The organism is Ruegeria sp. O11, assembly GCF_056535285.1.
The window spans coordinates 53,389-77,724 of record NZ_JBQERS010000008.1; the positions used below are offsets into that span (position 1 = coordinate 53,389).

Below are 24,336 nucleotides of genomic sequence, written 5' to 3' on the forward strand. Positions count from 1 at the left end.
CTACGGATCGTTCTGAGACCGATCCTGCCAGAAACCCCGGGTCAATCAAGGGATTGTTGGCGCAACCGGGGTTTCTTTGCATCTGCCGCATCTGCTATGCCGCACTGCAACATGAACCCTGCGAGGAGTGATCATGAGCGCCACCGCCCACAAGAAAGCCCCGAACGCCGAGGATATCCGCGCCCGGAAAGGCACTGAACCTCTGGTCTCGCTGACTGCCTACACGACGCCGATGGCGCGGTTGATGGATGCGCATTGCGATTTCGTCCTGGTCGGTGACAGCGTCGGCATGGTGCTGCACGGGTTGACCTCGACCCTCGGGGTCACAATGGACATGATGATCATGCACGGCCAGGCCGTCGCCCGCGGGCTGGACAGAGCCATGATGGTGATAGACATGCCTTTCGCCAGCTACGAACACGACCAGGCGCAGGCCTTCCGCAACGCGGCCCGCTTAATGTCCGAAACCGGTGCAGGCGCGGTTAAGCTGGAAGGCGGCGTGGAGATGGCCGAAACCATTCGGTTTCTCGTCAAACGCGGCATCCCGGTGATGGCGCATATCGGTTTGACACCGCAATCAATCAACACGCTGGGCGGCTACAAGGTACAGGGGCGCGACAAACAGGCCGATGCCGTACTGGCCGACGCCTGTGCCGTTGCCGAGGCCGGTGCGTTTTCCGTCGTGTTAGAGAAGGTTCCGCAAAGCTTGGCTGACCGGATCACGTCCCAGATTGCGATCCCCACCATCGGCATTGGTGCTTCGGCCGGGTGTGATGGGCAAATTCTGGTGGTAGACGACATGCTTGGCTTTTTCACTGCTTTCAAACCAAAATTCGTCAAACGCTATGCCGATCTTGGCCCGTTGGCCGAAGCAGCAATTGCAGAATACGCAGCCGAGGTTCGAGCTCGCAGCTTTCCGGCAGACGAACATGTCTTTGCAGATCAGACCCCTTCAAAAGGGTCCAAGTCATGACCGCGCCTATTCTGCGTCGGCTGGCGGATTTGCGTGCACTGACCCGTGAATGGCGCCAAAAGGGCGAGGTGATCGGAGTCGTCCCGACCATGGGCGCGCTGCATCAAGGACATCTGTCACTGGCCGAAGCCGCCAAGGCGGATTGCGACCGGGTGGTCGTGACAATCTTCGTGAACCCCAAACAGTTCAACAACCCAGAAGACCTTGCCAACTATCCACGCACCGAACAGGAAGACGCGGAAAAGCTGGCCCCTTATGACGTTGATGCGATTTACGTACCCGACCCTCAGGAGATCTATCCCGAGGGATTCGCCACCACAGTCTCGGTCTCGGGCCTGACTGACACAATGGAGGGTGAATTCCGCCCGGGTCATTTCGATGGCGTGGCGACCGTTGTCGCCAAACTGTTCCTGCAAACGCAGGCGGATCGAGCCTATTTTGGGGAAAAAGACTATCAGCAGCTTATGATCGTCCGACGGATGGCCCGCGATCTGAATATTCCGATCGAGGTGATTGGTTGCCCGACGGTACGAGAGCCCTCGGGTCTTGCCATGTCTTCGCGCAACCAGAGACTGTCAGATCGGGGGTTGGTAATTGCGGCTAAAAAACATCGCATCATGCGCGCACTTGTTCAGGCTCTGGAGAATGGTGAGGCGTTCAACTCGCTGGTGACGCAAGCCCAGGCTGAATTGCTGGCCGCCGGTTTCGCTAAGGTGGAATATCTCCAACTCCGCTGTGCCGATACGCTGGACCCGCTAGCCCACGCCGACCGCCCGGCGCGCTTGTTCGCGGCGACCATGCTTGAAGGCGTGCGGCTGATCGATAATCTGTCGGTGTCAAAGGTCTGATTTCCCCTCTGGCACGTTTGGCATTGTTTGCGCTAAAGTCCCGCAAAACCAATGCGGGAGGGGCGCAGGCATGACCTATATTCTGGCAATCGATCAGGGCACCACATCGTCTCGTGCGATCCTGTTTGACGCGCAAATGCAGCGCGTCGGCACTGCGCAGCACGAGTTTACGCAGCATTTCCCGCAGGAAGGCTGGGTCGAACATGATGCCGAAGAAATCTGGGACAGCGTCCTGACCGTTTGCCGGGAGGTGTTGGACACCACGGGTGTTGCCGCCAGCCAGATCGCCGGAATTGGGATCACCAATCAACGCGAAACCACAGTTATCTGGGATCGCGCCACCGGTGCCCCGATTCACAACGCGATTGTCTGGCAAGACCGGCGCACTGCTGAAATTTGCGAACGTCTTCGCAAAGCGGGGTGCGAAGATGACGTGACCGCCCAGACGGGGCTGCTGCTGGACCCTTATTTCTCGGGCACAAAGGTCAAATGGCTTCTGGATACCGTGCCAGGCGCGCGCGACCGTGCCGCCGCGGGAGAGCTGCTGTTCGGCACAATCGACACCTTCCTGATCTGGCGACTGACCGAAGGGCGCATGCACGCCACCGACGCCACCAACGCCGCTCGTACATTGCTGTTCGACATTCACAAGGGGGAATGGAGCAGCGAGATTTGTGACTTGCTGGACATCCCCCAGGCCTTGTTGCCCGATGTCCGTGATTGTGCGGCAGATTTCGGATCGACCTCACTGCTTGGCGGCGACATTCCTATACTCGGCGTGGCAGGGGATCAGCAGGCCGCCACCATCGGGCAGGCCTGTTTCCAGCCGGGCATGATGAAATCCACCTATGGCACGGGGTGTTTCGCGCTGCTCAACACCGGTGCGCAGCCGGTGGACTCGAAAAACCGCCTGCTGACCACCATTGCCTATCAGCTGGACGGGCAGAAAACTTATGCGCTTGAGGGCTCGATCTTCATCGCCGGTGCGGCAGTGCAATGGCTGCGCGATGCGTTGCAAATCATCGAAGCCGCACCGCAAAGCGGTGAACTGGCCGCGCAAGCTGATCCAAACCAACATGTTGTCCTTGTGCCTGCCTTTACCGGGCTCGGTGCGCCCTATTGGAAACCCGATTGCCGCGGCGCAATCTTTGGCCTGACCCGCAATTCCGGCCGCGCCGAAATCACGCGCGCCACGTTGGAAAGCATCGCGTTCCAAACCCGCGACCTATGGCACGCAATGCAGGGCGATTGGGGGGCCGAGGCTGACGTGATCCTGCGCGTCGATGGCGGGATGAGCGCATCGGACTGGGCCATGCAGGGGCTTTCGGACATTCTGGGCGCTCCGGTCGACCGCCCGGTGATGCAGGAAACCACCGCGCTGGGTGCCGCATGGCTGGCTGGAATGAAAGCAGGTGTCTACCCGGATCAGGCAGGATTCGCCGAAACCTGGGATCTTGACTGTCGGTTTGAACCTCAGAAGGCCGAGGTCGACCGAGACGCGGCCTATGCGCGCTGGCAACGGGCCGTTCAGGCGACCATGGCGTTCTAGCTGTGGTCCTTCATCAGACGCTGTTTCTGGCGTGACCAGTCGCGTTTGGACTGTGTTTCGCGCTTATCGTGTAGCTTCTTACCCTTGGCGATGCCGATCTTCAGCTTCGCCCGGCCTTTGTGGTTGAAGTACAGCACCAACGGCACCAGCGTCATACCCTTGCGCTGAGTCGCGTTCCACAGGTTTGCCAACTCCTTGCGCGACACCAACAGCTTACGGCGGCGGCGTTCTTCGTGTTTGAAGACCTTCGCCTGTTCATAGGGCGCGATATAGCTGTTGATCAGCCACAGCTCTCCGTCATCAACCGACGCATAGCTTTCAGCAATGTTCGATCCGCCCGCGCGCAGAGATTTGACCTCGGACCCTTCCAGTACGATGCCGCACTCGATATCGTCTTCGATCGCGTAATCGAAGCGCGCACGCCGGTTTTCGGCGATCACTTTGTAATTCGGGTCAGTTTTCTGCTTCTGCTTGGCCATGACGCGTTGATGTATTCCGCTTGCGAGCGCCTTGCAAGACAGGGTTACGATTTGGCTGAGATAATCAAGTCAGGCCCAAAGATCGTATCCGCGTGGTTGTGCAGATAAATCTTGAGCCATGGCGTAAAGCGGTTCGGGTGCCGTTTCACCTCAGCCAGCAGATCGTGATAGTCGACCCAACGAATATCCATCACTTCGTCAGGATTAGGCTCGATTTTCAATGGTCCACGCACGTGCGCCAGAAAGACATCGACCACCTCGTTCTCAACCATGCCATTGCCAACGTCGGCGTGATATTCAAGCTTGTGGCGATATTCAGGATATTGCCCGGTAATGCCCAGCTCCTCGCGCAGACGACGTACCGCGCAATGCGAGGCGCTTTCTTCCCAATCTGGATGTGTGCAGCAGGTATTCGCCCAAAGACCCGGCGTGTGATATTTGCCCATCGCCCTGCGCTGCAGCAATATCTCAGTTCCGCGCACAACGAAGACCGACACGGCCTTGTGCTTGAGGCCTTTCTCGTGTGCCTCAAGCTTGTCAACGGGGGTCAGTTCGCCTTCAACCCAGGCCGGGATCATGATTCCCATCTGTCGTCTCCTGTTGGCGAATCCCGGTGCTCAAAGTCATACCGGTTTTTATCCAAAGTGACGCCGATGGAGGCATCATTCAACCGCACGAAAGGCCGCAGGGGCTGCGGCCTTTTGCACTTTTATACATGAACTAGACGAACCTAGTTATTCGCCCGAAACGCTCACGATATAAGCGTAAACGTCTTCAGCGCCCTTTTTCAGTTTAAAGGTCATTTTTGACTTGGCCGAGGTTTCACCCAGATAGTCTTTAAGAAACGCTTTGGGGTCCTGGGCGTAAGAAACAAAAGTCGCTTCATCCCAGACCAAGCCGTTTTCACCCGCTTCGACAATGCTGTCGCCGTATTTGAACCCTTCGACAGTGCCGGCGGTACGACCCGCAACACCATAGAGGTTCGGTCCGGTCTTGCCGCCTTTGACGATCACTTCACCGGCGGGATCAGCGATCAGGTGACAGGATTTGCATTTGTTAAAGGCTTTCTTGCCAGCTTCGGCGTCACCTTCAGCGTAGGCGGGAAGGGCTAGCAGACCAGCAATTGCGGTGGCAAGGATACGATTCATAGCTTTTGCTCCGATACGAATTGGCTGCACAGAAAGGACCTTTGGCGCAGCAGAGAGTCAACGCGCAGATTGCCGCGCGAGGGCACTGTGTCACAGCAGAGACTAGTTCGTCCTTAACTTAAGTCATGTACGGCAGACCAGCAGGGCAGAAGATCGCCTGCACTGGGTGACGCCAAATAGACCGCGCGCGCAATCGCCCGCGCCAGACAGATTGAGGCCGCGTGGCCGATCATCGCCATTGCTTCAGCCTCAACTTCACGGGCAGCTGTGCTAAGGCCAAATACAAGATCTCCATCGCCGGGCGTGTGCGCGGGAACAATGGCGCGGGCGATGCCATCATGGGCAGCCACCGCCATTCGCTGGCATTGCGGTTTGGTCAGTGCAGCATCGGTTGCAACGATAGCAATGGTTGTGTTTGTCCGATCTGGCTGGGCTGGTTTCATAGCCTCCGCCTTGCGGCTGGTGTGGATGCGGCCAAGATCCGAAGCCGGATCCGAACCATGCCCGCCAAACTCGGAACCGATCTCGAATGGTGCCGCCCAAAAATGGCGATCTCCGGGCGTACTCACACTGCCCAGCGGGTTTGCTGCAACCAGTGCACCAACAGTTGTTCCATCCTCAAGTACTAGCGAGGCCGAGCCCAGTCCTCCCTTATGCATTGCCGCTAATGCGCCGGTTCCGGCCCCGGCAGTCCCCAGTTCAAATTCTGGTGAGGCGTTCAGATATGCGGCATTCCCCAGCGCGCGATAGGGGTTTTCGACCCAGTCCTTATCTCCGCCATTAAGCAAATCGAACAGAATCGCCCCCGGCACAATCGGGACGATGGCCGAACCAGCTACAAAACCGCGCCCCTCTGCGCGCAAGGCATCGGATACACCCGAACAGGCATCCAGCCCAAAGGCCGAGCCACCGGAAAGCGCAATCGCATCAACCCGGTCAACGGATTTGTCGGCCGCCAAGAGATCGGTTTCACGCGTGCCCGGCGCCCCACCCATGACATGCACCGAAGCCGTGAAAGGGTGATCCGCAGTCAAGACAGTCGCGCCCGATTTCAACGCCTCGTCCTGCGCATTGCCGACCTTCAGGCCCGGGACGTCGGTGATCAGGTTTCTGGGGCCGGGTGTCATCGAAACCTCTGATGTTGGGCAGATATGCGCGCCGCGGCGCGCTGCCTCCGGCGGAGATATTTATGGCCAGATGAAGAGCGGATCAGATGCATCGGCCCCCATCCACCTCAAGCGCGGTGCCTGTGATCATGCTGGCCTCGTCCGAGCACAGGAAACAGGCGGCGTTGGCCATGTCTTCAGGGGTCGAAAAGCGGCCCAGCGGGATGGTCGAGAGGAACTTGGCGCGGATTTCCGGTGTGTCTTCGCCCATGAAGGATTTCAGCAGAGGCGTTTCTCCTGCCACCGGACAGATCGCATTGACGCGCACGCCCGATGGCGCGAGTTCCACCGCCATCGTTTTTGTTGCCGTGATCATCCAACCTTTGGACGCGTTATACCAGTTCAGATTGGGGCGGGGCGACAGACCTGCTGTTGAGGCCACGTTCAGGATCGCGCCCATACCGCGCGCCTTCATGCCCGGCACAAAGACGCGCGCTGTCAGGTAGACAGATTTCATGTTCACTGCAAAAACCCTGTCGAAGTCAGCTTCACTGACGTCTTCCAGTGGCGTTGGCATATGAGTCACGCCCGCATTGTTCACCAGAACATCAAGCGATCCGAAAACACTGTGTACGACATCAGCCATGGCCTGAACGGAGTCCACATCCGAGACGTCAACTTGCTGAGAAATGGCATCCTGGCCCAATGCAGCGGCCATATCGCGGGCGGCATCGCCATTGATATCGGCAATCATAACGCGGGCACCTTCAGAAAGGAACTTTTGCACAATTCCCGCACCGAACCCGGATGCACCACCGGTCACGATTGCGGTTTTACCCTCCAGCCTCATGTTGTTGCCCTCCTGCCCTTATTGTGGGTCAGACTATCAACCAAGAGCCGAGATGCCAGTTCATTCTTCGGACACTTTGCCCCGTAGCGCCTTTACATCGCCGCGTGCTTTTTTGGCTGCCAATCGACGCTTGACCGAGCCATAGGTCGGTTTCGTTGCAATCCTACGCTTGGGTTTGACCAAGGCGCGGGCAATCAGTTCCCCCAGCCGGGCGCGCGCAATCTCGCGGTTGCGGGCCTGGGAACGGGTTTCTTCGCATTGGATGACAATCGCTCCGTCCTTAGTCCATCGCCGCCCAGCTATACGTTTCAATCGAATTTTGACCGGGTCGGGCAAGGAGGGTGAGCGCGCTGCTTCGAACCGCAATTCAACCGCTGTCGATACCTTGTTCACGTTCTGCCCACCCGGACCAGAAGACCGCACAAAGCTTTCCGTCATTTCCCAGTCTTGCAGGGTGATATCGTCGTTGATGCGCAACATGGGTCGGACCATACTAGGCACAGGTAAAAACAGAAAGGGCCGCCCCGGTGGGACGGCCCTTCGAAAGTTCAGGAGGTGGGGTCGGTTAGATCAATCGACCAGCCGAAGCGAGCGCTCCGCCAAGGGCTGCCTTAACAGGCGATCCCCACGGTTGTTCCGACACCTCTCTCCAATCTCTTTCTCGACACTGGATCACCTCCTTTTCTATCTGTTGCGGTTAGAAAGGAGCGTGACACAACTTGTGCCAATCTCAAAGAACTTTTTTACGCAGGCTGTGCAGCGGTCAAGCGGGCAACGATCACTTTGAACGGAATCAACGCGATCAAAGCCAGTGACAGTTTCACAAGCCAGTCAGCGAAAGCCAGTGTCACCCAGAGCGGCGCCATCGGGCCAGACAGCATGAATGGCACAGGCTCCCACGCCCAACTGATCGCAGCGTCAGCATTGGCACCAAAGAAGGTGACCGAAGCCGAGAAGGCGATAGTGAAGAACAGCGCGGTGTCCAGTGCAGACCCAACCAGCGTCGAGACCAGCGGTGCGCGCCACCAGCGTCCGCCACGCAGTGAATTGAACACGGTGACATCGGTCAGTTGTGCGATCAGGAACGCGGTGCCCGAGGCGACGGCAATCCGCAGCGGTACGGCGGCATAGGTGAAGCCGTCACCCTGCAGCATGATCTGGCTGCCGATCAGCGAGCAGATGATACCGGTGACAAAACCGGCAAACACGACCTTGCGGGCTGGACCTACGCCATAGACGCGATTCATGATGTCCGTGACCAGGAAGGCCAGCGGATAAGTGAAAGCACCCCAGGTCAACAGCCCATCAAAGATGAGGAACTGGACCAGGATGTTTGAGGCCACGACAATGGCGGCCATGGCAATGATGCCGGGAATAAAGCTGCGTTGCATTTTCAGATGCCCGTTTTGACAAGGTAGCGGCGACTTGGCCCCAGGCTCATCCCAAGGCAGGCCGTGCGTTTAGACCTTTGATAACGACCTGTCAATCGGGCAACAGGTATTCAACCACTTCTGTCCGTTGCAGTGCCAGAAAGTTGTCGTCCGAGATCATCGTAGCGCGCAAACGCATCTGACCGTCGCGCCAGATCGACAATCCTTCGAGGTTGTCGTGAAGTCCGGTGCCGGTTTCGAGTAACACTTCTTCGGACTGAGGGGCATCATTGTCAATCTCCCATCGACGCAGGCGCGTTCGAAAGCCTATGAATGCAACGGCACGCTCAAGTACATAAAACCTCCCGTCAGGACCGAATTCAGCGGCAACTGGTTGGAACTTTCCGCGCGCGGGCAGAACAAAGGGCGTTGACCAGCGGCTGCCATCCCAACGATAGATCGGGATATCGCCGCGAAGGGTTCTGCTTTTTTCAGTCAGTGTATAAAGCCGTCCCAGATTGTCGATCGCCAGCGCTTCGAATGACCCGTTGCGGTCCAAATTCAGAAACTCTTTTGGACGCGGCAGAACCCGTGTATTTGTGTTGTGCGCCGTATAATGTGCGATGCGGTGAACACCTTCGAACGAGATGTATATACTTTCGTCCGAAGCAACCGCAATCCCTTCGGAATCCCCTGCCCGTCCCTTCAGAACGCGCCCTTTGCTGGACAGGATTGGCCATTGCCCGAGAATTTCGATACCGATGATCTTATCACCGTCCCGATTGACCCGCGCTGTAACCAGCCTTGACCGGTCACTGATCGCGATCAAACGTTTGCCGCCTTCTGCGATGTGAATCGCCGAAAATCCACCAAACCAATCAGAAGTGTTGCGCCAGACGTAAATGTCGAGCAACGAAGCCCGCTTTGGCTCGACTGCCCAAACCTGCCCTGTTAGCAGCAGCGCTAATATCAGTTGGCTTGCAAAACAGCGGTACATTGCTGGGGCAAGTCAGCCAGACGGTATTCTCGTCGTTTCTTTGGTGGAGGTGCATTTGGATCGGGTGGAGGTGGGTTGAGGATATTGCGGACCCATTGTTCCGCTTCTGCACAGCCATCGCCCTTGGGAGGTGGATCCTGATTGACGCAGCCTTTCGATCCCCTTGGGCACTTCAGACGCACATGAAAATGATAGTGATGCCCCCACCACGGTCGGATTTTACGCAGATAGGCTTTGTTGCCCTTCTCGTCATTGCACATCTGCACCTTGGCACCAGGGAACACAAAGATCCGGGCAACGCGCTTGTCCTTGGCGGCTTCGCGCAACACCGCATGATGCTGCTTGGTCCAGTTGCCGTTGACATAGGCGCCGTTCGCGCGGCGTAAGGATATGGACGAGATATTCTCGCGCGCTTTACGGCTAAGGCGCATGTTGTCGCCCGGCAGCATCCATATGTCGATATCCAGCCCTAATTGGTGAGAGCGATGGCCAGAGGTCATTGGCCCGCCCCGTGGTTGGCTGATATCGCCAATATAGAGACCATTCCACCCCGGTTGCTTGGCTGCAAACCGACTGAGATCCTGAACATAGTCGATCGCCTGCGGATGCCCCCAGTTGCGATTGCGGGACAGGCGCATCGCCTGCCATGTTGGCCCAGTTTCGGGCAATTGCACCGACCCTGCAGCGCACCCGCGCGAATAACTGCCGAAAGCCGCTGATTTTTGCTGAGACCCCACCTTCTGGGCCCCGAACAATTGCTTGGCCAGCGGTTGCGCACCCGCCGTGCCTGCCAGTGTCATCACCGTTAAGACGGCTAAAAAACGTAATAAAATCATCTGCTCTGATCCCCTTCCGGTTTCACCCAGCGCATCAGGACTAGTCCTAGAATAAACAACAGAATGATCGGTGACACCCCCAGTCTTGCACTACCGGTCACTGCCGTTGCTATTCCGATCAAAAGCGGCGCTGCAAAGGCCGTTGCCCGACCCGAAAGCCCATAAAGCCCAAAACTTTCAACCGGGGTGGCGGGATCAGTATGGCGCACCATCATAGATCGGCTGGCCGATTGCAGGATGCCTCCCATACCGCCGATCAGAATTCCGCATCCGAAAAACGCCATATCCGGCAAGCCAGAGCCTTCGGGCAATGAAATTCCGTAAATCTGTGTTCGATCCATCGACACAACCGTCAGGCAGACAAAGATCAAAACCCATATGGCTACCAGTATCACTGGTTTAGGGCCGTATTTCCGATCCATCTTACCGCCGACCCATGCGAAGATGGCCGAAGCCAGTACGCTGACGATCCCGAACACACCGATCTTAACGATATCCCATTCCAGGACCAGCGCAGCGTATGTTCCACCAAAGGTATATAGCCCGTTCAGAGCATCGCGGTAGAACATCGACGACCCAAGATATGTCGCCAGGCTCACCCGATGACGCAAGGCAGCGACGGATTTTCCCAGCAACCGCAAGGCTTCGCCCACGCTGCCTTGTTTATCAGTGTTCGTGTCGTCCCTGACCCAAAGAAAATACGGCACCATGAACAGGATGAACCACCCGGCTGTGAAGGGCCCGACAAACCGAGTACCTTCCTGCGTTGCCGCATCCAGACCGAACATCGGGTTCATCCCGATCAGGGTTTTGCCATTGGGCTGCTCGACGAACAGTGCCAGCATAATCGCCAGCGACAGCAGTCCTCCGAAATAGCCAAACGCAAAACCTGATCCCGAGATCTCACCGACCTCACTGTCATCCCCCAAATCGGGCAGCTGAGAATTGATGAAGATTAGCGCATATTCGGCCCCCACAAAGCCCAGCCCAAAGGCCGAAATCATCAGCCACATATTCGAGCCATCAGGCATCGTGTACCAAAGCGCCGCGGATCCCACCGCGTACATCAGCGAAAATCCAAATATCCAAGGGATACGCCGACCTGAGACATCTGCCATCGCGCCAAGTAATGGCGCGCCAAAGGCAATGATCAGCCCAATAATGGTCATGCCGTTCGCCCAGACAACCTGCGCCTGCGCCTTGGCAGCCTCCTCCACCAGACCTGATGTCAGATAATACTGTGCAGCAACACTTACAAAATATGGGCCAAATACGAAGGTCACCAGCAAGGTGTGATAGGGCTGCGAAGCCCAGTCGAAAAACCACCAGCCCCAGATGCGCTTGCGCTTGGAAATTTCCGCCATTTCTGCCCCTGTTCTTGTTGAATTCATAAGAGGGGGCTTTGTGGTAATTCGCAAGCGTTGTGTTGCTGCAGACTTGCTCTTTGGCGCAGGCGCGCTTAGGTCTCTGGGCAATTGACGAACGGAGTGCCCATGCTGTCGCTGATCCAAATCCTGCTTTTGATCCTAGACATTGTCTGGTTCATCATTCTTGCCCATGTGATCATGAGTTGGCTGATCAACTTTCAGGTTCTTAACCTGCACCAGCAACTGGTGGCGCAAATCTGGTATGGGCTGAACCGGATATTAGAACCGATCTATAGCCCCATCCGTCGCATCCTGCCCAACATGGGCGGTCTGGATCTGACGCCTCTTGTCGTGCTGATCGGAGTCTATGCCCTGCGGATCATCCTGATCAACAATGCGGTCTATTTCTACTGACCTCTTGTTCACCGAATCTTAGTATGTGATGGTCCTGTCTTAAGAGCAGACAAACCTTAATACAGGACCCTCCGGCGCATGTTCGACTCCGCACCCTTGTTGCGAGACGTCTTTGGATTCGACGACTTCCGCCCCGGGCAGGAAGAGATTGTCGATGCCGTGACCGCGGGCGAAAACGTGCTGGCTATCATGCCCACGGGTGGTGGTAAATCCCTTTGTTTTCAATTGCCTGCACTGTTGCGCGACGGGGTAACTGTGGTGATATCTCCGCTCATCGCCCTGATGCGCGATCAGGTACGTGGGCTGCAAGAGGCCGGTGTCGAGGCAGGCGCGCTCACCTCGGGCAATACATCTGAGGAAACTGATGCCGTTTGGGATGCTATAGAGGGTGGTCGACTCAAGCTGCTTTATATGGCGCCGGAACGGCTGGCTGCAGGGTCTGCACTGGGAATGCTACGTCGGATCAACGTCAATCTGATTGCCGTGGACGAGGCGCATTGTGTTAGCCAATGGGGCCATGATTTTCGCCCTGATTACCTGCGGATCGGAGAGCTGCGTCGCACGTTAAATGTACCGCTGGCCGCTTTTACAGCGACAGCGGATGCGGAAACGCAGGAAGAGATCGTCGAAAAGCTGTTCGACGGTGTTGAGCCGCGTAAATTCCTGCGCGGGTTTGACAGACCCAATATCCATCTGGCCTTTGCGGCCAAGGATGGACCGCGCAAACAAGTCCTCGATTTCGCTGCCGCCCGAAAGTCCCAATCCGGCATCGTCTATTGCGGCACCCGCAACAAGACCGAAGTGCTTGCGCAAGCCCTGCGCGCCGAAGGGCATTCGGCCTGCCACTATCACGGCGGGATGGAGGCCGAAGATCGACGCATCGTTGAGACCCGCTTTGCGCGCGAGGATGGTCTGATCGTCGTCGCCACTGTCGCGTTTGGCATGGGTATCGACAAGCCGGATATTCGCTGGGTCGCTCATGCGGATTTGCCGAAGTCGATCGAGGCCTATTATCAGGAAATCGGACGCGCCGGCCGCGATGGCGGCCCCGCCGAGACCCTGACCTTGTTCGGCCCCGACGATATCCGACTGCGCCGGTCGCAGATCGACGAAGGACTGGCCCCACCTGAGCGGCGGATGGCGGATCATGCACGCCTGAATGCGCTGCTTGGATTGGCCGAAGCCCTAAAATGCCGTCGCCAGACCCTGCTGGGATATTTCGGAGAACAGACCGAACCCTGCGGCAAATGCGATCTTTGCGACAGTCCTCCTGAAGTGTTCGATGGCACCACGCCGGTTCGCATGGCCCTGTCCGCTATTCTGCGTACAGAAGAATGGTTCGGCGCGGGTCATCTGATCGACATCCTGTTGGCCAATGAGACCGACAAAATCCGAGCACGTCGGCACGACAACCTGTCAACCTACGGCATCGGTAAAGACTGGTCGCGCCCGCAATGGCAGGCGATCTTCCGGCAGATGATGGGCCACGATCTGGTCCGTCCCGACACCGAGCGCCACGGTGCCTTGCGTATGACCGAATCCGCCAAACCGATCCTGAAGGGTGAGGCGCAAATTGACCTACGTAAAGACACGATCCGCAAAGCCACCCGTCGTCCCGCAGTCAAAGCGATGGTGTCCGAGGAAGACGCACCGCTGCTCTCGGCGCTCAAGGCCAAACGTCGCGCATTGGCCGAGGCCGCGCGGGTTCCGGCCTACGTCATCTTCCCAGATCGCACCCTGATCGAGATGGCGGAAACCCGACCTGCAAATCTGGACGATATGGCCCGGATCAGCGGCATTGGGGCAAAAAAGTTGGAGCGCTATGGTGCGACCTTCCTTGAGGTGCTGATCGGCGCGGTAGAAGAGCTGCACCCGGCACGGCGCAAGCTTGCCGGCCGCGATCAGGGCGACATCTACGATCAGTTGCTTGAGGTTCAATCACAATTGTCGCGGGGCCCCGACGGGATCGACAAACCACTGAGCTGTTCGGCATCGCAACTGGCGAAGGTGGCGCAGCTGCGCCCGGATGATCCACGAGCGATGGAGCAAGTTTTGGGCGACCGTCGTCACGAAAGGTTTGGTGCGGCGTTTCTGGACGTGCTGCAACAGGCGGGCTAGATACGCCTGAGCAGGCGAGAAACGAGGGCGGACATGCTGGTAGTGATTTCCCCGGCCAAGCGGCTGGATTGGGCAGAACGAAACGTCGAAGTCACCCAACCCGATTTTCAGGATGACGCGATCCGCTTGTCGAAGACCGCCCGCAACCTGACCTTGGGCGATCTGAAAAAGCTGATGGACCTGAGCGACGACTTGGCCCGCCTGAATCGGGACAGGTACCGGGTATTTTCAGACGCGCCGGAAGCAGATGCAACGCGCCCTGCCGCTTTGGCCTTTGCAGGCGATACCTATCAGGGGCTTGAGGCCGCATCGCTGGACGCCGACGAAATGGCCTGGGCACAAGATCATTTGCGCATCCTATCTGGGCTTTATGGTGTATTGCGCCCACTGGATGCCATTCAGGCATATCGGCTTGAGATGGGCAGCAAACTGAAAACCCGACGTGGCAAAAACCTTTATGAATACTGGCGCGATCAGCTGAGCAAGGCGCTGAACGCCCAAGCTGCTGAGGCTGGCAGCAAAGTTCTGGTGAACTGCGCCAGCCAGGAATATTTCAGCGCAGTCGACCTGAAAGCGCTGAAGCTGCCCGTTGTGACCCCGGTATTCATGGAGGACAAGGGCGGCACCCCCAAGATCGTCAGCTTCTTTGCAAAGAAGGCGCGTGGTGCGATGGCCCGGTACATCATTCAACATCGACTGACCGACCCCAAAGGCCTGCTGGATTTTGATAGCGGCGGGTACGAATACCGGGCCGATCTGTCGGAAGACGACAAACCCGTGTTTGTACGCCCCTATCAGGCCTGATCAAGCATCGAAGGATCGTAAGCCACAAGTTCCACCGTGTTCCCCTCGGGGTCTTGAGTGAAGATGCCGCGCCAGCCGATCCAGCCGAAATGCTCAACCCGATAGGGCTGCCCGATTTGGTCGTACCAGCGCATGACCGCGTCCTGCTCGGCAAAGGGCACCGACAGCGCGATATGGTGCAGGGCCGAAGCGCCCCCTGTTACCGGCACTGTCTCGCCAGTCTGCTCTGGTCCACGCTCAGAGCCAACTGATTGGTGAAACAGGGCCAGCACCTGTGTATGCCCGCCGAATCCTTCGGCGATCCGAAAAAAGGTGATGGCGCTGTTATGGTCGCCTTGCAGCCGCTGCAACCCGATCACCTTCTCATAGAATTGTACCATTGCCGCCATATCGGCGCAGCGAATTGCAATCTCGCCCAATCCTCGGGGACGAAAACCGCGCTCATCTGACATCAATCGATCCTATTCCGTGCCTTCACCGTCTGCACCGACCGCACGAGCCTCGGCAGGTCGATGTTCCAGTATCATCTTGTGGATCAGTTTCTTGTGCAACGGTTTGGTCAGGTAATGATCAAGCCCCGCCGCCAGTATGCCTTGGTCATCGCCTGTCATGGCATGGGCCGTCAGGGCCACAATGGGAACATGGCGATCTGTTCCGATCTCGCGTCGCCGGATTTCACCTGTCGCCTCTTTGCCATCCATCTTCGGCATCGAGATATCCATGAAGATCAGATCCGGATCAAAGCTGGTGAAGGTTTCGACCGCCTCCAACCCGTTGGAGACGAATTTCAAATCGATGTTCAGGTCCTTGGTCATCTTTCGAAGGATCAGCTGATTGGTTCGATTGTCTTCGGCTGCCAGAACCCGCATCAGCCTCTGCTCCTGCGGAACTTGTGCATTAGTCTCGAGATTAGAGGCGCAGTCGTCACTGCGATCCGGCTTGAATACAGGCGCGCCCAGCGCCATCAGCCGCGAATACAGCTCGGCGCGCGGGATGGGTTTTTGCAACACACCATTAATGAGCCGATGGGCCGGATCGGCGTGGATCACACCGGGATTGGCCGACATCACTACGATTGGCAGATCACCCCATCCTTTGTCACGCAGAGTGGTGGCAAGCTCCAACCCATCCATGTCTGGCAGATCGTGATCGCACAGGACCAGATCAATGGTTTTGTCCATTGCAGACAGCGCCTCGGCCCCCGTCGAACAGGTCAGCGCCTGAGAGCCGAGGCGGTCTAATTGCTTGGTCAGGATGGCACGGTTGACGGCCATATCTTCGACCACCAGAACACGCCCCAATTGCCCCGCCAAATCGGGTGGAACAGGTTGCGGACCTTCAGCAGTGGGCAACGATATGCGGAAACCGAAGCAAGATCCTTTGCCCGCATCGCTTTCGACCCAAACGGCACCGCCCATCATCGAGATCAGACGCTTGGTGATCGCCAGCCCCAGACCCGTGCCTTCGAACTGGCGGTTTTGCGCATCCTCGACCTGATTGAATTCACCAAAGATGTGCGGGACCTTGTCAGCCTCAATCCCGATGCCCGTATCCTCGATGGCCACGTGGATATCGCAGCTTTCTGTGGTCATGTCTGGTACGCCTGTCACACGGATCAATACATGGCCTTGTGCGGTAAACTTCACCGCGTTCCCCACGAGGTTGGTCAGAATCTGACGAATCCGCCCCGGATCACCTACAAAAAGCGTCGGCAGGAACAGGTCATAATCCACTAACAAGGTCAGGCCTTTGTCGCGTACGCTAGGCTGCAACAGCATAGCGACCTCTAGGATACAACGTTCAAGATCGAACTGCTCGGGGTGCAGCGTCAACTTGTCGGCCTCGATCTTTGAATAGTCGAGAACATCGTTGATGATGACCAGCAGCGCCTCGCCCGAATTACGAATCGTGCTGACATAGAGCCTTTGTTCTTCGTTCATCGGGGTTTCGGTCAGCAGTTCGGTCATGCCAACGATCCCGTTCATCGGCGTGCGAATCTCATGGCTCATATTAGCCAGAAAGGCGGATTTGGCGCGGTTGGCAGCCTCGGCCCGTTCACGCGCGGCGTTCAGTTCGGCCTCATGCCGGACCGAGGCGGTGATGTTCAGCGCAAGGCTCAGCACGTCGCCGCCGTGGCCCCGCTGATCGATCAACCGGATATACTGGCCGTTCCACAGCTGGATCACTTGAGGTTCGGGGTGCGGTTGCGCCCAGCGTGCGAGCATACGGGCCTGCCAATCCGCGATCTTTTCCGCGCCGATATCCACGATCCCTTCATGGGTCAGAATCTCAAGAATACGCGGATAGCTGATCCCCGGTGCGACTTCTTCTAGCCCATCGAAAACGCTAAGGTAAGCGGCATTGGCACCGATCAGTGTGTTGTTGCCATCGAAAAATGCAAACCCGTCGGGGATGGTCTGGATCGAGTGCCAAAGGCGACGTTCAGCCACCTCTATCTTGGCATTGGCTACGGTCAGATCGGATTTGACCTTTTCGTTTTCGTCGCGGACCGTCGCAACCTCGGCTTGAGTCTCATCGATCTGACGTGTCAGAGCGATGGCATGACGCCCCAGTTTGCGGTTGGCGGCAGAGAGCTCGGCCTGTTTCAGATGCAACAGCCGCTCAGCAGCCAATCGCGCGCGCCGTTCCTGCGCCAGTTTCTCAGCAAGACTCATGTAATAATTTCCCGCGACAATCTGCCCAGAGCCTCGCGGGAGAGCATGAAAAAGTGCTTAAGCCGCGTTAGCGACGCCCCTCGCGCAACCAACCGGCTAAGAGGAACCCACCGGCCAGCAACAGCACCAGCCAGGGTGGAAGCAACCCGGCCTGCGTTACATCGCGGGTTTCATAGGCGTCACGCGGTGTAAGGCCGATCCAACCTCGCCCGGCCGCCGGTCGGCCCACTCGGACATTCCGGATTGAGGGCAGACCTTCTTCTACCCAAATCGTACCGCCGCGCAGGCTGGCCAGAACCGGGCTTAGGATTTCATCGGTTGCGATAGTGCGTTCGAATTCCTTGGGTGCGGCGGGTCCAAGACCAATCACGGCGGAATGCTCACCCTCTTCCAGACGGTAAAGGCCAATTTCGGGGCCGAAATACTGCGCCTCAAACCGACCAGGCGAGACCTCGTTCAGCGTGATATCCAAGGTGTCGCCGTTAGGGCGGGTGACGGTGACGGGGCCAACCTCATCCTCCAGCGTCTGGCGGATGATACGCATCGACTGGCCATTCGCTTCGGCCCACAGCGCCTCTTCCTCAAGCTCGGGTTCTTTCATCATCCAGTGGGCCAGCCTGCGGAGTAGCTCCAACTGGGGGCCACCGCCCTCAAAACCGCGACTCCACAGCCAAGCGTGATCAGAGGCCATCAGCGCCACACGTCCTTCGCCGACGCGATCCAGTACTAGCAACGGACGGTCATCCACGCCGGTCATTAGCATGTCGCCGGATAGCTGGCTGACGTCAATCTGGCGCAGCCATGCGCCCCATGTTTCAGAATCGCCCAGGTCGGTAGTCACTGGGTGACGCTGGCCCAGATCGGTAACCATAGGCACATACCGTTCCTCATAGACCCGTGCGCTGGGTTTTGCAGGCAGGACTGGCCCAAGCGGAGAGCGGAAAAGGCTGTCCGCGGTGGCAAAATCGGGGCCCGCAGCGACCAGCACCGCCCCACCATTGACGATATAGTCGCCCACGTTGTCCAGATAGATCGCAGGCAGGATGCCGCGCCGCTTATAGCGGTCAAAGATGATCAGGTCGAAGTCATTGATCTTTTCCAGAAACAGCTCACGCGTTGGAAAGGCAATCAACGAGAGTTCATCCACCGGCACGCCATCCTGCTTTTCCGGTGGCCGCAGGATGGTGAAATGGACCAGATCAACCGAGCTGTCGGATTTCAGCAGGTTGCGCCACGTGCGCCCGCCAGGATGCGGCTCGCCCGATACCAGCAAGACGCGCAGACGATCCCGCACGCCGTTCATCTGGATAAGGGCGGTGTTGTTGCGTTCGGTCAACTCGCCTTCGGCCTGCGGAACCGAGAACTGGATGACGTTTCGCCCACCATGCGGCAAGGTAATCGGCAACTCTACGTCCACACCGATGGGAATGGTGAAACGCTCAGGCTCAGCACCGTCGACTGAGATCTCAAGCGGGGCGTTTGTGACACCGACAGGCGCTACGCCGGTATCCTCGACGCGCAGGGTAAGCGTTACAGGCTCTCCGATTATGGCGAATGCAGGTGCATTGCGCACGATCAGCCGACGATCCCAATCACTCGCACGCCCTGTCTGTAACAAGTGCATCGGCGCAGGTAGGTCAGGAGCTTGGTCTGCGTCGTGCACTATACCGTCTGAGACCACGATGATGCCTGCAATCCGCGCCCGGGGTTCTTCGGCGAGGGCCGCATTCAGAGCGGCCATGACCTGCGTGCCCTCATCCCCGTCGCCGTCATCAACCCGTATGCGGCGTAGCTCGGTATTGTCGCGGGCTTCGATTTCAGCCGCAAGCTCGTTTGCGGCCTGAATGGTCTGTTCAGCACGATCCGACAGGGTTTGGCTGGCGCTTTCATCTTCGATCATCAGCACGATATCGGTGAGCGGCGCACGATCTTCGACCTGATATACTGGACCGCTAAGTGCGGAGAGGACAACCAAAGCAGCCAAACCACGCAACGCCCAACCCGACAAGCCACGCCAGAGCGCCAGCACTACCCCGGCAAGCGCGATGGCGGCGACAACGGCCAAGACGGGCCATGGGATCAGCGGATCAAAGATGACGGTACCGGTCATTGCCCCAACCTATCCAAAAGGGCGGGCACGTGGACCTGATCGGATTTGTAGTTTCCGGTCAGTACATGCATCACCAGATTAACGCCAAAGCGATGGGCCAGTTCACGTTGCCGTTCGCCAGCATAGCCGCGACCCACAGGCAAAAGGGACTGACCGTTGCGATCCACCGCCCAGGCCCCAGCCCAGTCATTCCCTCCGATCACTACCGGAGTCACGTTGTCATTGAGATTGCGGAACGGCATCCCCTCGATCTGCTCGGCATTCGGCGGCGCAGCTTCGACCCAGACTTCGGTGCCGGAATAGCGACCGGGGAAATCCTGCAGCAGATAAAAGGCGCGAGTGAGAACATGATCACGCGGAACCGGCTCTAATGAGGGGATATTTAGCGGCGCAGCCAACTGTTGCAGTTTGCGACCATTGGGGCTTGACGCCCCGAAACCGGCGATGTCGGCGTCGCGCGTGTCAAACAGGATCATCCCGCCTGATCGCAGATAGGCGTTAAGCTTGGCATAGGCCTCGGCCGAAGGTTGTGGCTGATCGGTTGTGATCGGCCAATAAAGTAGCGGAAAGAACGCAAGCTCATCGCGTTCCAGATCGACCCCGATGGGATCAGCAGGCTCGACCGAGGTGCGATAATGCAGCGTTTGCACGAGCCCGCGCAGCCCAGCCAGCGCGATATCATCTACTTGCGCATCGCCCGTCAGCACATGCGCCAGTACGAGTTCCTGCGTCGCATTCAGCGCGAAATCGGTATCATCCGGCGTCTGCGCCTGCGCATCCGGAACAAGCAGCAATGCGCCCAGCATCACGGCTGCCGCGCGCGCCAGACCCAAACGTCCGGAAAGAGCCAATGACGCGATCACGTCAATCGTCAACAGCACAAGCGAAAGGCTAAGCAACAGACCCGCCAACGGCGTCTCTGTTGTGATATCCTGCCCCCGGATCGGGACATCGGCAGGCCAAACGGCTGGCGTCAGCACCGCATCCTCGGCCAACACATTCCGTGCAAGTTTCTGCTTGCCGCTTTCATATAGGCCCGGGCGCAAGTCTGGTCCGATCTGGCCCGAGACCAGCTCGACCCCATCCACGCCGGCCAATGTTCCGGCATCGGTCAGAGTACCAAAACCATCCAGTATCTGAACCGGCTCCCACACTGTTCCCTGCATCTGCGCCTCTTGCCGAGATTTGGCGGCAGAAGCGACGGCCAGCCGGTCCAACATCTCCACAAATAGCCCAGACAGCGGCAGGCTTGACCATTCTGCATCCGCCGTAACATGGAACAGCACCACCTGCCCCAATCCTAAGGGTTTGCGGGTAACCAAAGGCGTACCATCGGAGAGTGACGCAATCACCCGATCGGCCAGATTAGGGTCTGGTTGTGCCATCACCTGAGTTGTTACCGTGACATCCTCGGGTATGGTTAGCCCGTAGAATGGCGAGTTTTCTGAGAACGGCGCTAAACCTTTGGCCTCGCCCCAACTCATCGCGCCACCGACGGAACGGCCACCGCTACGCAGACGCACCGGCAGCAAATCATCTTCTTCATCTCGACCCAGATCGCTTGCGGCCATGCGCGGTCCAGCAAAGCGCAGCAGAAGGCCGCCTTGTTCAACCCACTCAATGACCTCAGCCTGTTCTGAATCAGAAAGCCTCGCCACATCCGCGAGCACGATCACATCCGGGTTGGCGGGGAGGACTTCAGTCAAACCTCCTTCGACAAAATCAGCGGTTGGGATCAACACCTGTGTCAGATAGTGGAGCGGTGAAAGCAGCTCTAACCCTTCACGGTTCAACGTGCCCGCAATCAGCGCCACTTCGCGCCGCCTCAGGCTGTCATCTGTCAAAGTCACCGCGCCGGCAGAGCGCTGGTCCTGAAGCTCGAACCGTGTAATTCGAGCGCGCAATTCCGAGGGCAGCGCGAATTCGATTTGCGCCTGTGTAGAGCCGCTTTCAAACTCCAGTGACGTGGATTGCAGCACGCGCATCGCGCCCGCTGGATCGCGCCCTTGCGCCAGCACAGTAACGCTTTCGGCTGGGCCCGGATTGGCACGTAGAACGCGAAGCTGGATCGCTCCGTCCTGATACGTTGCAGGCAGGATCGCGGTCGCGGATGCGGGGGATTGATAAACGATCACTTCGCCCCGCCCCTGCAGGGCCGAAACCAGACGATCATGACCATCAAACGCCAACTGGTCAGAGAACCAATGGGTGTCAAAACCACCTTCTACCTGCTCCAGTGCGGCCAAAGTTTGGGGAATCTGTGCTTCGGTAGGTTGCCAAGGCATCGGTGTAAGACCTGGCAATCGCCCGCGCCAAGCTTCGGCGGCCTGAAACACAGGGGGCTCAGGTTCGGTCAGGCGCAAGATCGAGACCGGGCGACCAGCACGGCCGGCTTCGGTCAGTTGTGCATCGATCTGATCCAGCGTCGATGACCAGCGCGTCGCACCTGCCCAGCTGGCATCCAGCACCAGCAGCAACGGCCCGGATCCGGTTTCATCGCGCGAGGGATTTAGTACCGGCCCTGCTAGCCCGATGATGATTGCCGCAGCCGCCAGCATTCTGAGCAGCAACAGCCACCACGGCGTGCGGTCCGAGACACTTTCGTCATCCTTCAGGCCCAACAACAACGTCACAGCCGGGAACAGGCGGCGGATGGGCGCTGGTGGGACAGCGCGCAGGATCAACCAAATGATCGGCAGGGTCAAAAGCCCCAGCAGCACCCAAGGCGCGGTAAAGCCAATGCCCGCCAGAACTGTCATTGCGCCCCCCCATCCAAGGCGCGATAGAGCCACAATAGAGCCGATTGTGCACTGTCACCCGTATGGTGTAGCCCCATCTGCCAGCCGGTCGCGCGGCAAAGATGCGTCAATGCGTCTTTACGCCGTGCAAGGCGATCCAAATAGCGATCTCGTAGGTCTGCAGCTTTCAAAGTCTCATGCCGGGCAGTGCCGCCGACGCTTTCAAAGATGGTACGCCCGGAATAGGGAAAGGATTCCTCGCTGGGATCCAGAAGCTGCATTAGAACGCCCCGAACACCTCGGTCGGCTGCTTTGGTAAGCGCCAACTCAACCTCATCCAGCGGCCCCAGGAAATCCGAGATAAACACCGCGCGCGCATGCGGGATCATCGCGCGATGTTCGGGTGGTGCATAATCGGTTTGCGCATCCTCTGACCAAGCCTGCGCTAGTCTTATGATCTGTGCATTGCCCCTGCGCGGAGGCAGGGTTGTTCCCGTCAGACCAACGCGTTCACCCCCACGCACAAGCAGGATGGCCGTTGCGAGCCCCAGCAGGCGGGCGCGGTCGATCTTGGTTGGCAAGGTCTTGTCTGAAGCAAACCGCATCGACGCACCCTGATCGACCCAAAGCATGATCGACTGCGCAATCTGCCATTCACGTTCGCGCACAAACTGCTGGTCGCCACGGGCCGAGCGCCTGTGGTCAATCATCCGGCGACTGTCGCCGATTTGCGCTGGACGGTATTGCCAGAAATCATCCCCCAGACCCGAGCGTCTGCGCCCGTGATCTCCCAATAACACGGTTCCGGCCAGATGTTCGGCGCGCGCCAAAAGGGGCGGCAGCCGGGACGCCTCGGCCTCGGATCGTTCGCGTAGGGTCTGGGCGGCGTTCACGCCGCAGCCTCGGTACGGACCAGACCAGCGGCGGTGGACTCGATCAGGTCAGACAGGCTGTCGCCCCGTGCTCGGGCTGCAAAGTTCAGCGCCATGCGGTGGCTGAGAACCGGTCGCGCCATGGTCAGCACATCCTCGGCATTGGGGGCCAGTCGACCTTCCAGCATCGCATTGGCACGTACGGTCATCATCAGCGCCTGCGCAGCACGCGGGCCGGGACCCCAAGCGACGGTTTCCCTCACCCGCTCGGACGCGCCTGCCTCATCCGGGCGAAAGGCACGGACCAGATCGAGGATCAGTTCGACAACCGACTCTCCAACCGGCATCCGGCGCAACAGAACCTGTGCGGCCAGTAATTCTTCCTTAGTGAAAATCTGATGCGCCTCTGCTTCTTCGACACCGGTTGTGGCCAGCAGAATGTCGCGTTCGGTCTGGCGATCCGGATATTCCACATCAACCTGCACAAGGAAACGGTCCAGCTGAGCTTCGGGCAGCGGGTAGGTCCCCTCCTGCTCAATCGGGTTCTGCGTGGCCAGCACATGGAATGGCACGCCCAAGTTCCTATCCTCTCCTGCAACGGTCACCGTGCGTTCCTGCATCGCCTGCAGCAGCGCTGATTGGGTCCGCGGGCTAGCGCGGTTGATCTCGTCCGCCATCAGCAGCTGGCAGAAGATCGGGCCGGAAATGAACCGGAAATGGCGGCTGCCATCCTCGGCTGTGTCCAATACTTCGGATCCCAGAATATCCGCTGGCATAAGGTCCGGGGTGAACTGGATGCGATTGCCATGCAGGCCCATGACCGTCGACAGCGTCTCGACCAGCCTTGTCTTGCCAAGCCCCGGCAATCCGATCAACAACGCGTGACCGCCGCACAACAAGGCGGTCAAGGTCAGATCGACGACCTTTTCCTGCCCGATAAAGCGGCGGGTGATCGAGGCTTTGGCCTCTTGCAGCTTGTTTTCCAGCGCTTCGATCTCGGACACGAGGTCGGCAGGTTCGGACATGAGGTTCCCTTCCGTGGACTGTTATGATTGAAGTGTATCGCGCTGAGAGGAAATGGC

The 24,336-nt window shown here is 58.3% G+C and carries 22 protein-coding genes; 6 read left to right on the top strand and 16 right to left on the bottom strand.

Annotated features, from left to right (window positions below; translation table 11 throughout):
- Positions 1-133: 133 nt before the first annotated feature.
- The 3 genes from panB to glpK all read left to right on the top strand — a co-directional run bounded on the left by panB (position 134) and on the right by glpK (position 3,370).
- On the top strand, positions 134-973 hold the full coding sequence (gene panB / locus ACRZ91_RS15005) for a 3-methyl-2-oxobutanoate hydroxymethyltransferase (RefSeq protein WP_480906752.1): 840 nt from the start codon (positions 134-136) through the stop codon (positions 971-973).
- Positions 970-1,821, top strand: coding sequence for a pantoate--beta-alanine ligase (gene panC, locus ACRZ91_RS15010; protein ID WP_480906755.1), 852 nt, complete (start codon positions 970-972; stop codon positions 1,819-1,821). The genes panB and panC overlap by 4 nt, the downstream gene beginning before the upstream one ends.
- A 70-nt stretch (positions 1,822-1,891) precedes the next feature.
- Positions 1,892-3,370, top strand: coding sequence for a glycerol kinase GlpK (gene glpK / locus ACRZ91_RS15015; protein WP_480906757.1), 1,479 nt, complete (start codon positions 1,892-1,894; stop codon positions 3,368-3,370).
- Here the strand turns inward: glpK and smpB are convergent.
- The 10 genes from smpB to ACRZ91_RS15065 all read right to left on the bottom strand — a co-directional run bounded on the left by smpB (position 3,367) and on the right by ACRZ91_RS15065 (position 11,547).
- A complete protein-coding gene (gene smpB, locus ACRZ91_RS15020) occupies positions 3,367-3,849 on the bottom strand; it encodes an SsrA-binding protein SmpB (RefSeq protein ID WP_480906759.1) in 483 nt (160 codons plus the stop codon). The two genes, glpK and smpB, sit on opposite strands and share 4 nt — an antisense overlap.
- Positions 3,850-3,893: 44 nt before the next feature.
- Entirely contained in the window at positions 3,894-4,436 is a 543-nt protein-coding gene (gene idi / locus ACRZ91_RS15025) for an isopentenyl-diphosphate Delta-isomerase (protein WP_480906761.1), read from the bottom strand.
- Between the two features lie 147 nt (positions 4,437-4,583).
- Positions 4,584-4,997 carry a c-type cytochrome gene (locus ACRZ91_RS15030; RefSeq protein ID WP_480906764.1) on the bottom strand — a complete coding sequence of 138 codons (414 nt, stop codon included), beginning with the start codon at positions 4,995-4,997 and terminating at the stop codon, positions 4,584-4,586.
- Positions 4,998-5,110: 113 nt separating this feature from the next.
- Positions 5,111-6,124 (bottom strand): P1 family peptidase, encoded by a 1,014-nt coding sequence (locus tag ACRZ91_RS15035; RefSeq protein WP_480906767.1) that lies wholly within the window; start codon positions 6,122-6,124, stop codon positions 5,111-5,113.
- A gap of 82 nt (positions 6,125-6,206) precedes the next feature.
- Positions 6,207-6,953, bottom strand: coding sequence for an SDR family oxidoreductase (locus tag ACRZ91_RS15040; protein ID WP_480906769.1), 747 nt, complete (start codon positions 6,951-6,953; stop codon positions 6,207-6,209).
- A 60-nt stretch (positions 6,954-7,013) separates the two neighbouring features.
- Positions 7,014-7,433, bottom strand: a complete 420-nt coding sequence (gene arfB, locus ACRZ91_RS15045; protein WP_480906917.1) for an alternative ribosome rescue aminoacyl-tRNA hydrolase ArfB — start codon at positions 7,431-7,433, stop codon at positions 7,014-7,016.
- A gap of 263 nt (positions 7,434-7,696) precedes the next feature.
- Positions 7,697-8,344: a queuosine precursor transporter gene (locus ACRZ91_RS15050; protein WP_010438419.1), complete on the bottom strand. Its 648-nt coding sequence runs from the start codon at positions 8,342-8,344 to the stop codon at positions 7,697-7,699.
- Positions 8,345-8,435: 91 nt separating this feature from the next.
- The gene (locus ACRZ91_RS15055; protein WP_480906772.1) at positions 8,436-9,320 is read right to left on the bottom strand and encodes an esterase-like activity of phytase family protein; all 885 of its coding nucleotides are present in this window, start codon (positions 9,318-9,320) and stop codon (positions 8,436-8,438) included.
- Positions 9,293-10,156, bottom strand: a complete 864-nt coding sequence (gene mepA, locus ACRZ91_RS15060) for a penicillin-insensitive murein endopeptidase (protein WP_170542014.1) — start codon at positions 10,154-10,156, stop codon at positions 9,293-9,295. Before mepA ends, ACRZ91_RS15055 begins: the two co-directional genes overlap by 28 nt.
- Complete coding sequence (locus ACRZ91_RS15065; RefSeq protein WP_480906775.1) at positions 10,153-11,547, bottom strand: MFS transporter; 1,395 nt, start codon at positions 11,545-11,547, stop codon at positions 10,153-10,155. Before ACRZ91_RS15065 ends, mepA begins: the two co-directional genes overlap by 4 nt.
- 102 nt (positions 11,548-11,649) lie before the next feature.
- Here ACRZ91_RS15065 and ACRZ91_RS15070 point away from each other — a divergent pair, with 102 nt between their 5' ends.
- The 3 genes from ACRZ91_RS15070 to yaaA all read left to right on the top strand — a co-directional run bounded on the left by ACRZ91_RS15070 (position 11,650) and on the right by yaaA (position 14,859).
- Positions 11,650-11,937, top strand: coding sequence for a YggT family protein (locus tag ACRZ91_RS15070; protein WP_010438415.1), 288 nt, complete (start codon positions 11,650-11,652; stop codon positions 11,935-11,937).
- A 78-nt stretch (positions 11,938-12,015) separates the two neighbouring features.
- Positions 12,016-14,055, top strand: coding sequence for a DNA helicase RecQ (gene recQ, locus ACRZ91_RS15075; RefSeq protein WP_480906778.1), 2,040 nt, complete (start codon positions 12,016-12,018; stop codon positions 14,053-14,055).
- Between the two features lie 33 nt (positions 14,056-14,088).
- Positions 14,089-14,859: a peroxide stress protein YaaA gene (gene yaaA, locus ACRZ91_RS15080; RefSeq protein WP_170471535.1), complete on the top strand. Its 771-nt coding sequence runs from the start codon at positions 14,089-14,091 to the stop codon at positions 14,857-14,859.
- Here yaaA and ACRZ91_RS15085 read toward each other — a convergent pair.
- The 6 genes from ACRZ91_RS15085 to ACRZ91_RS15110 form a co-directional block, all read right to left on the bottom strand.
- Entirely contained in the window at positions 14,850-15,311 is a 462-nt protein-coding gene (locus tag ACRZ91_RS15085; RefSeq protein ID WP_010438409.1) for a VOC family protein, read from the bottom strand. The genes yaaA and ACRZ91_RS15085 overlap by 10 nt on opposite strands.
- A 9-nt stretch (positions 15,312-15,320) precedes the next feature.
- Positions 15,321-17,534, bottom strand: a complete 2,214-nt coding sequence (locus tag ACRZ91_RS15090) for a response regulator (protein ID WP_480906783.1) — start codon at positions 17,532-17,534, stop codon at positions 15,321-15,323.
- A gap of 67 nt (positions 17,535-17,601) precedes the next feature.
- Positions 17,602-19,644 (bottom strand): hypothetical protein, encoded by a 2,043-nt coding sequence (locus ACRZ91_RS15095; RefSeq protein WP_170703555.1) that lies wholly within the window; start codon positions 19,642-19,644, stop codon positions 17,602-17,604.
- The gene (locus ACRZ91_RS15100; RefSeq protein WP_480906786.1) at positions 19,641-22,403 is read right to left on the bottom strand and encodes a DUF4159 domain-containing protein; all 2,763 of its coding nucleotides are present in this window, start codon (positions 22,401-22,403) and stop codon (positions 19,641-19,643) included. The genes ACRZ91_RS15095 and ACRZ91_RS15100 overlap by 4 nt, the downstream gene beginning before the upstream one ends.
- Positions 22,400-23,275 carry a DUF58 domain-containing protein gene (locus ACRZ91_RS15105; RefSeq protein WP_480906789.1) on the bottom strand — a complete coding sequence of 292 codons (876 nt, stop codon included), beginning with the start codon at positions 23,273-23,275 and terminating at the stop codon, positions 22,400-22,402. Before ACRZ91_RS15105 ends, ACRZ91_RS15100 begins: the two co-directional genes overlap by 4 nt.
- Complete coding sequence (locus tag ACRZ91_RS15110; RefSeq protein WP_480906792.1) at positions 23,272-24,279, bottom strand: AAA family ATPase; 1,008 nt, start codon at positions 24,277-24,279, stop codon at positions 23,272-23,274. Before ACRZ91_RS15110 ends, ACRZ91_RS15105 begins: the two co-directional genes overlap by 4 nt.
- Positions 24,280-24,336 lie beyond the last annotated feature (57 nt).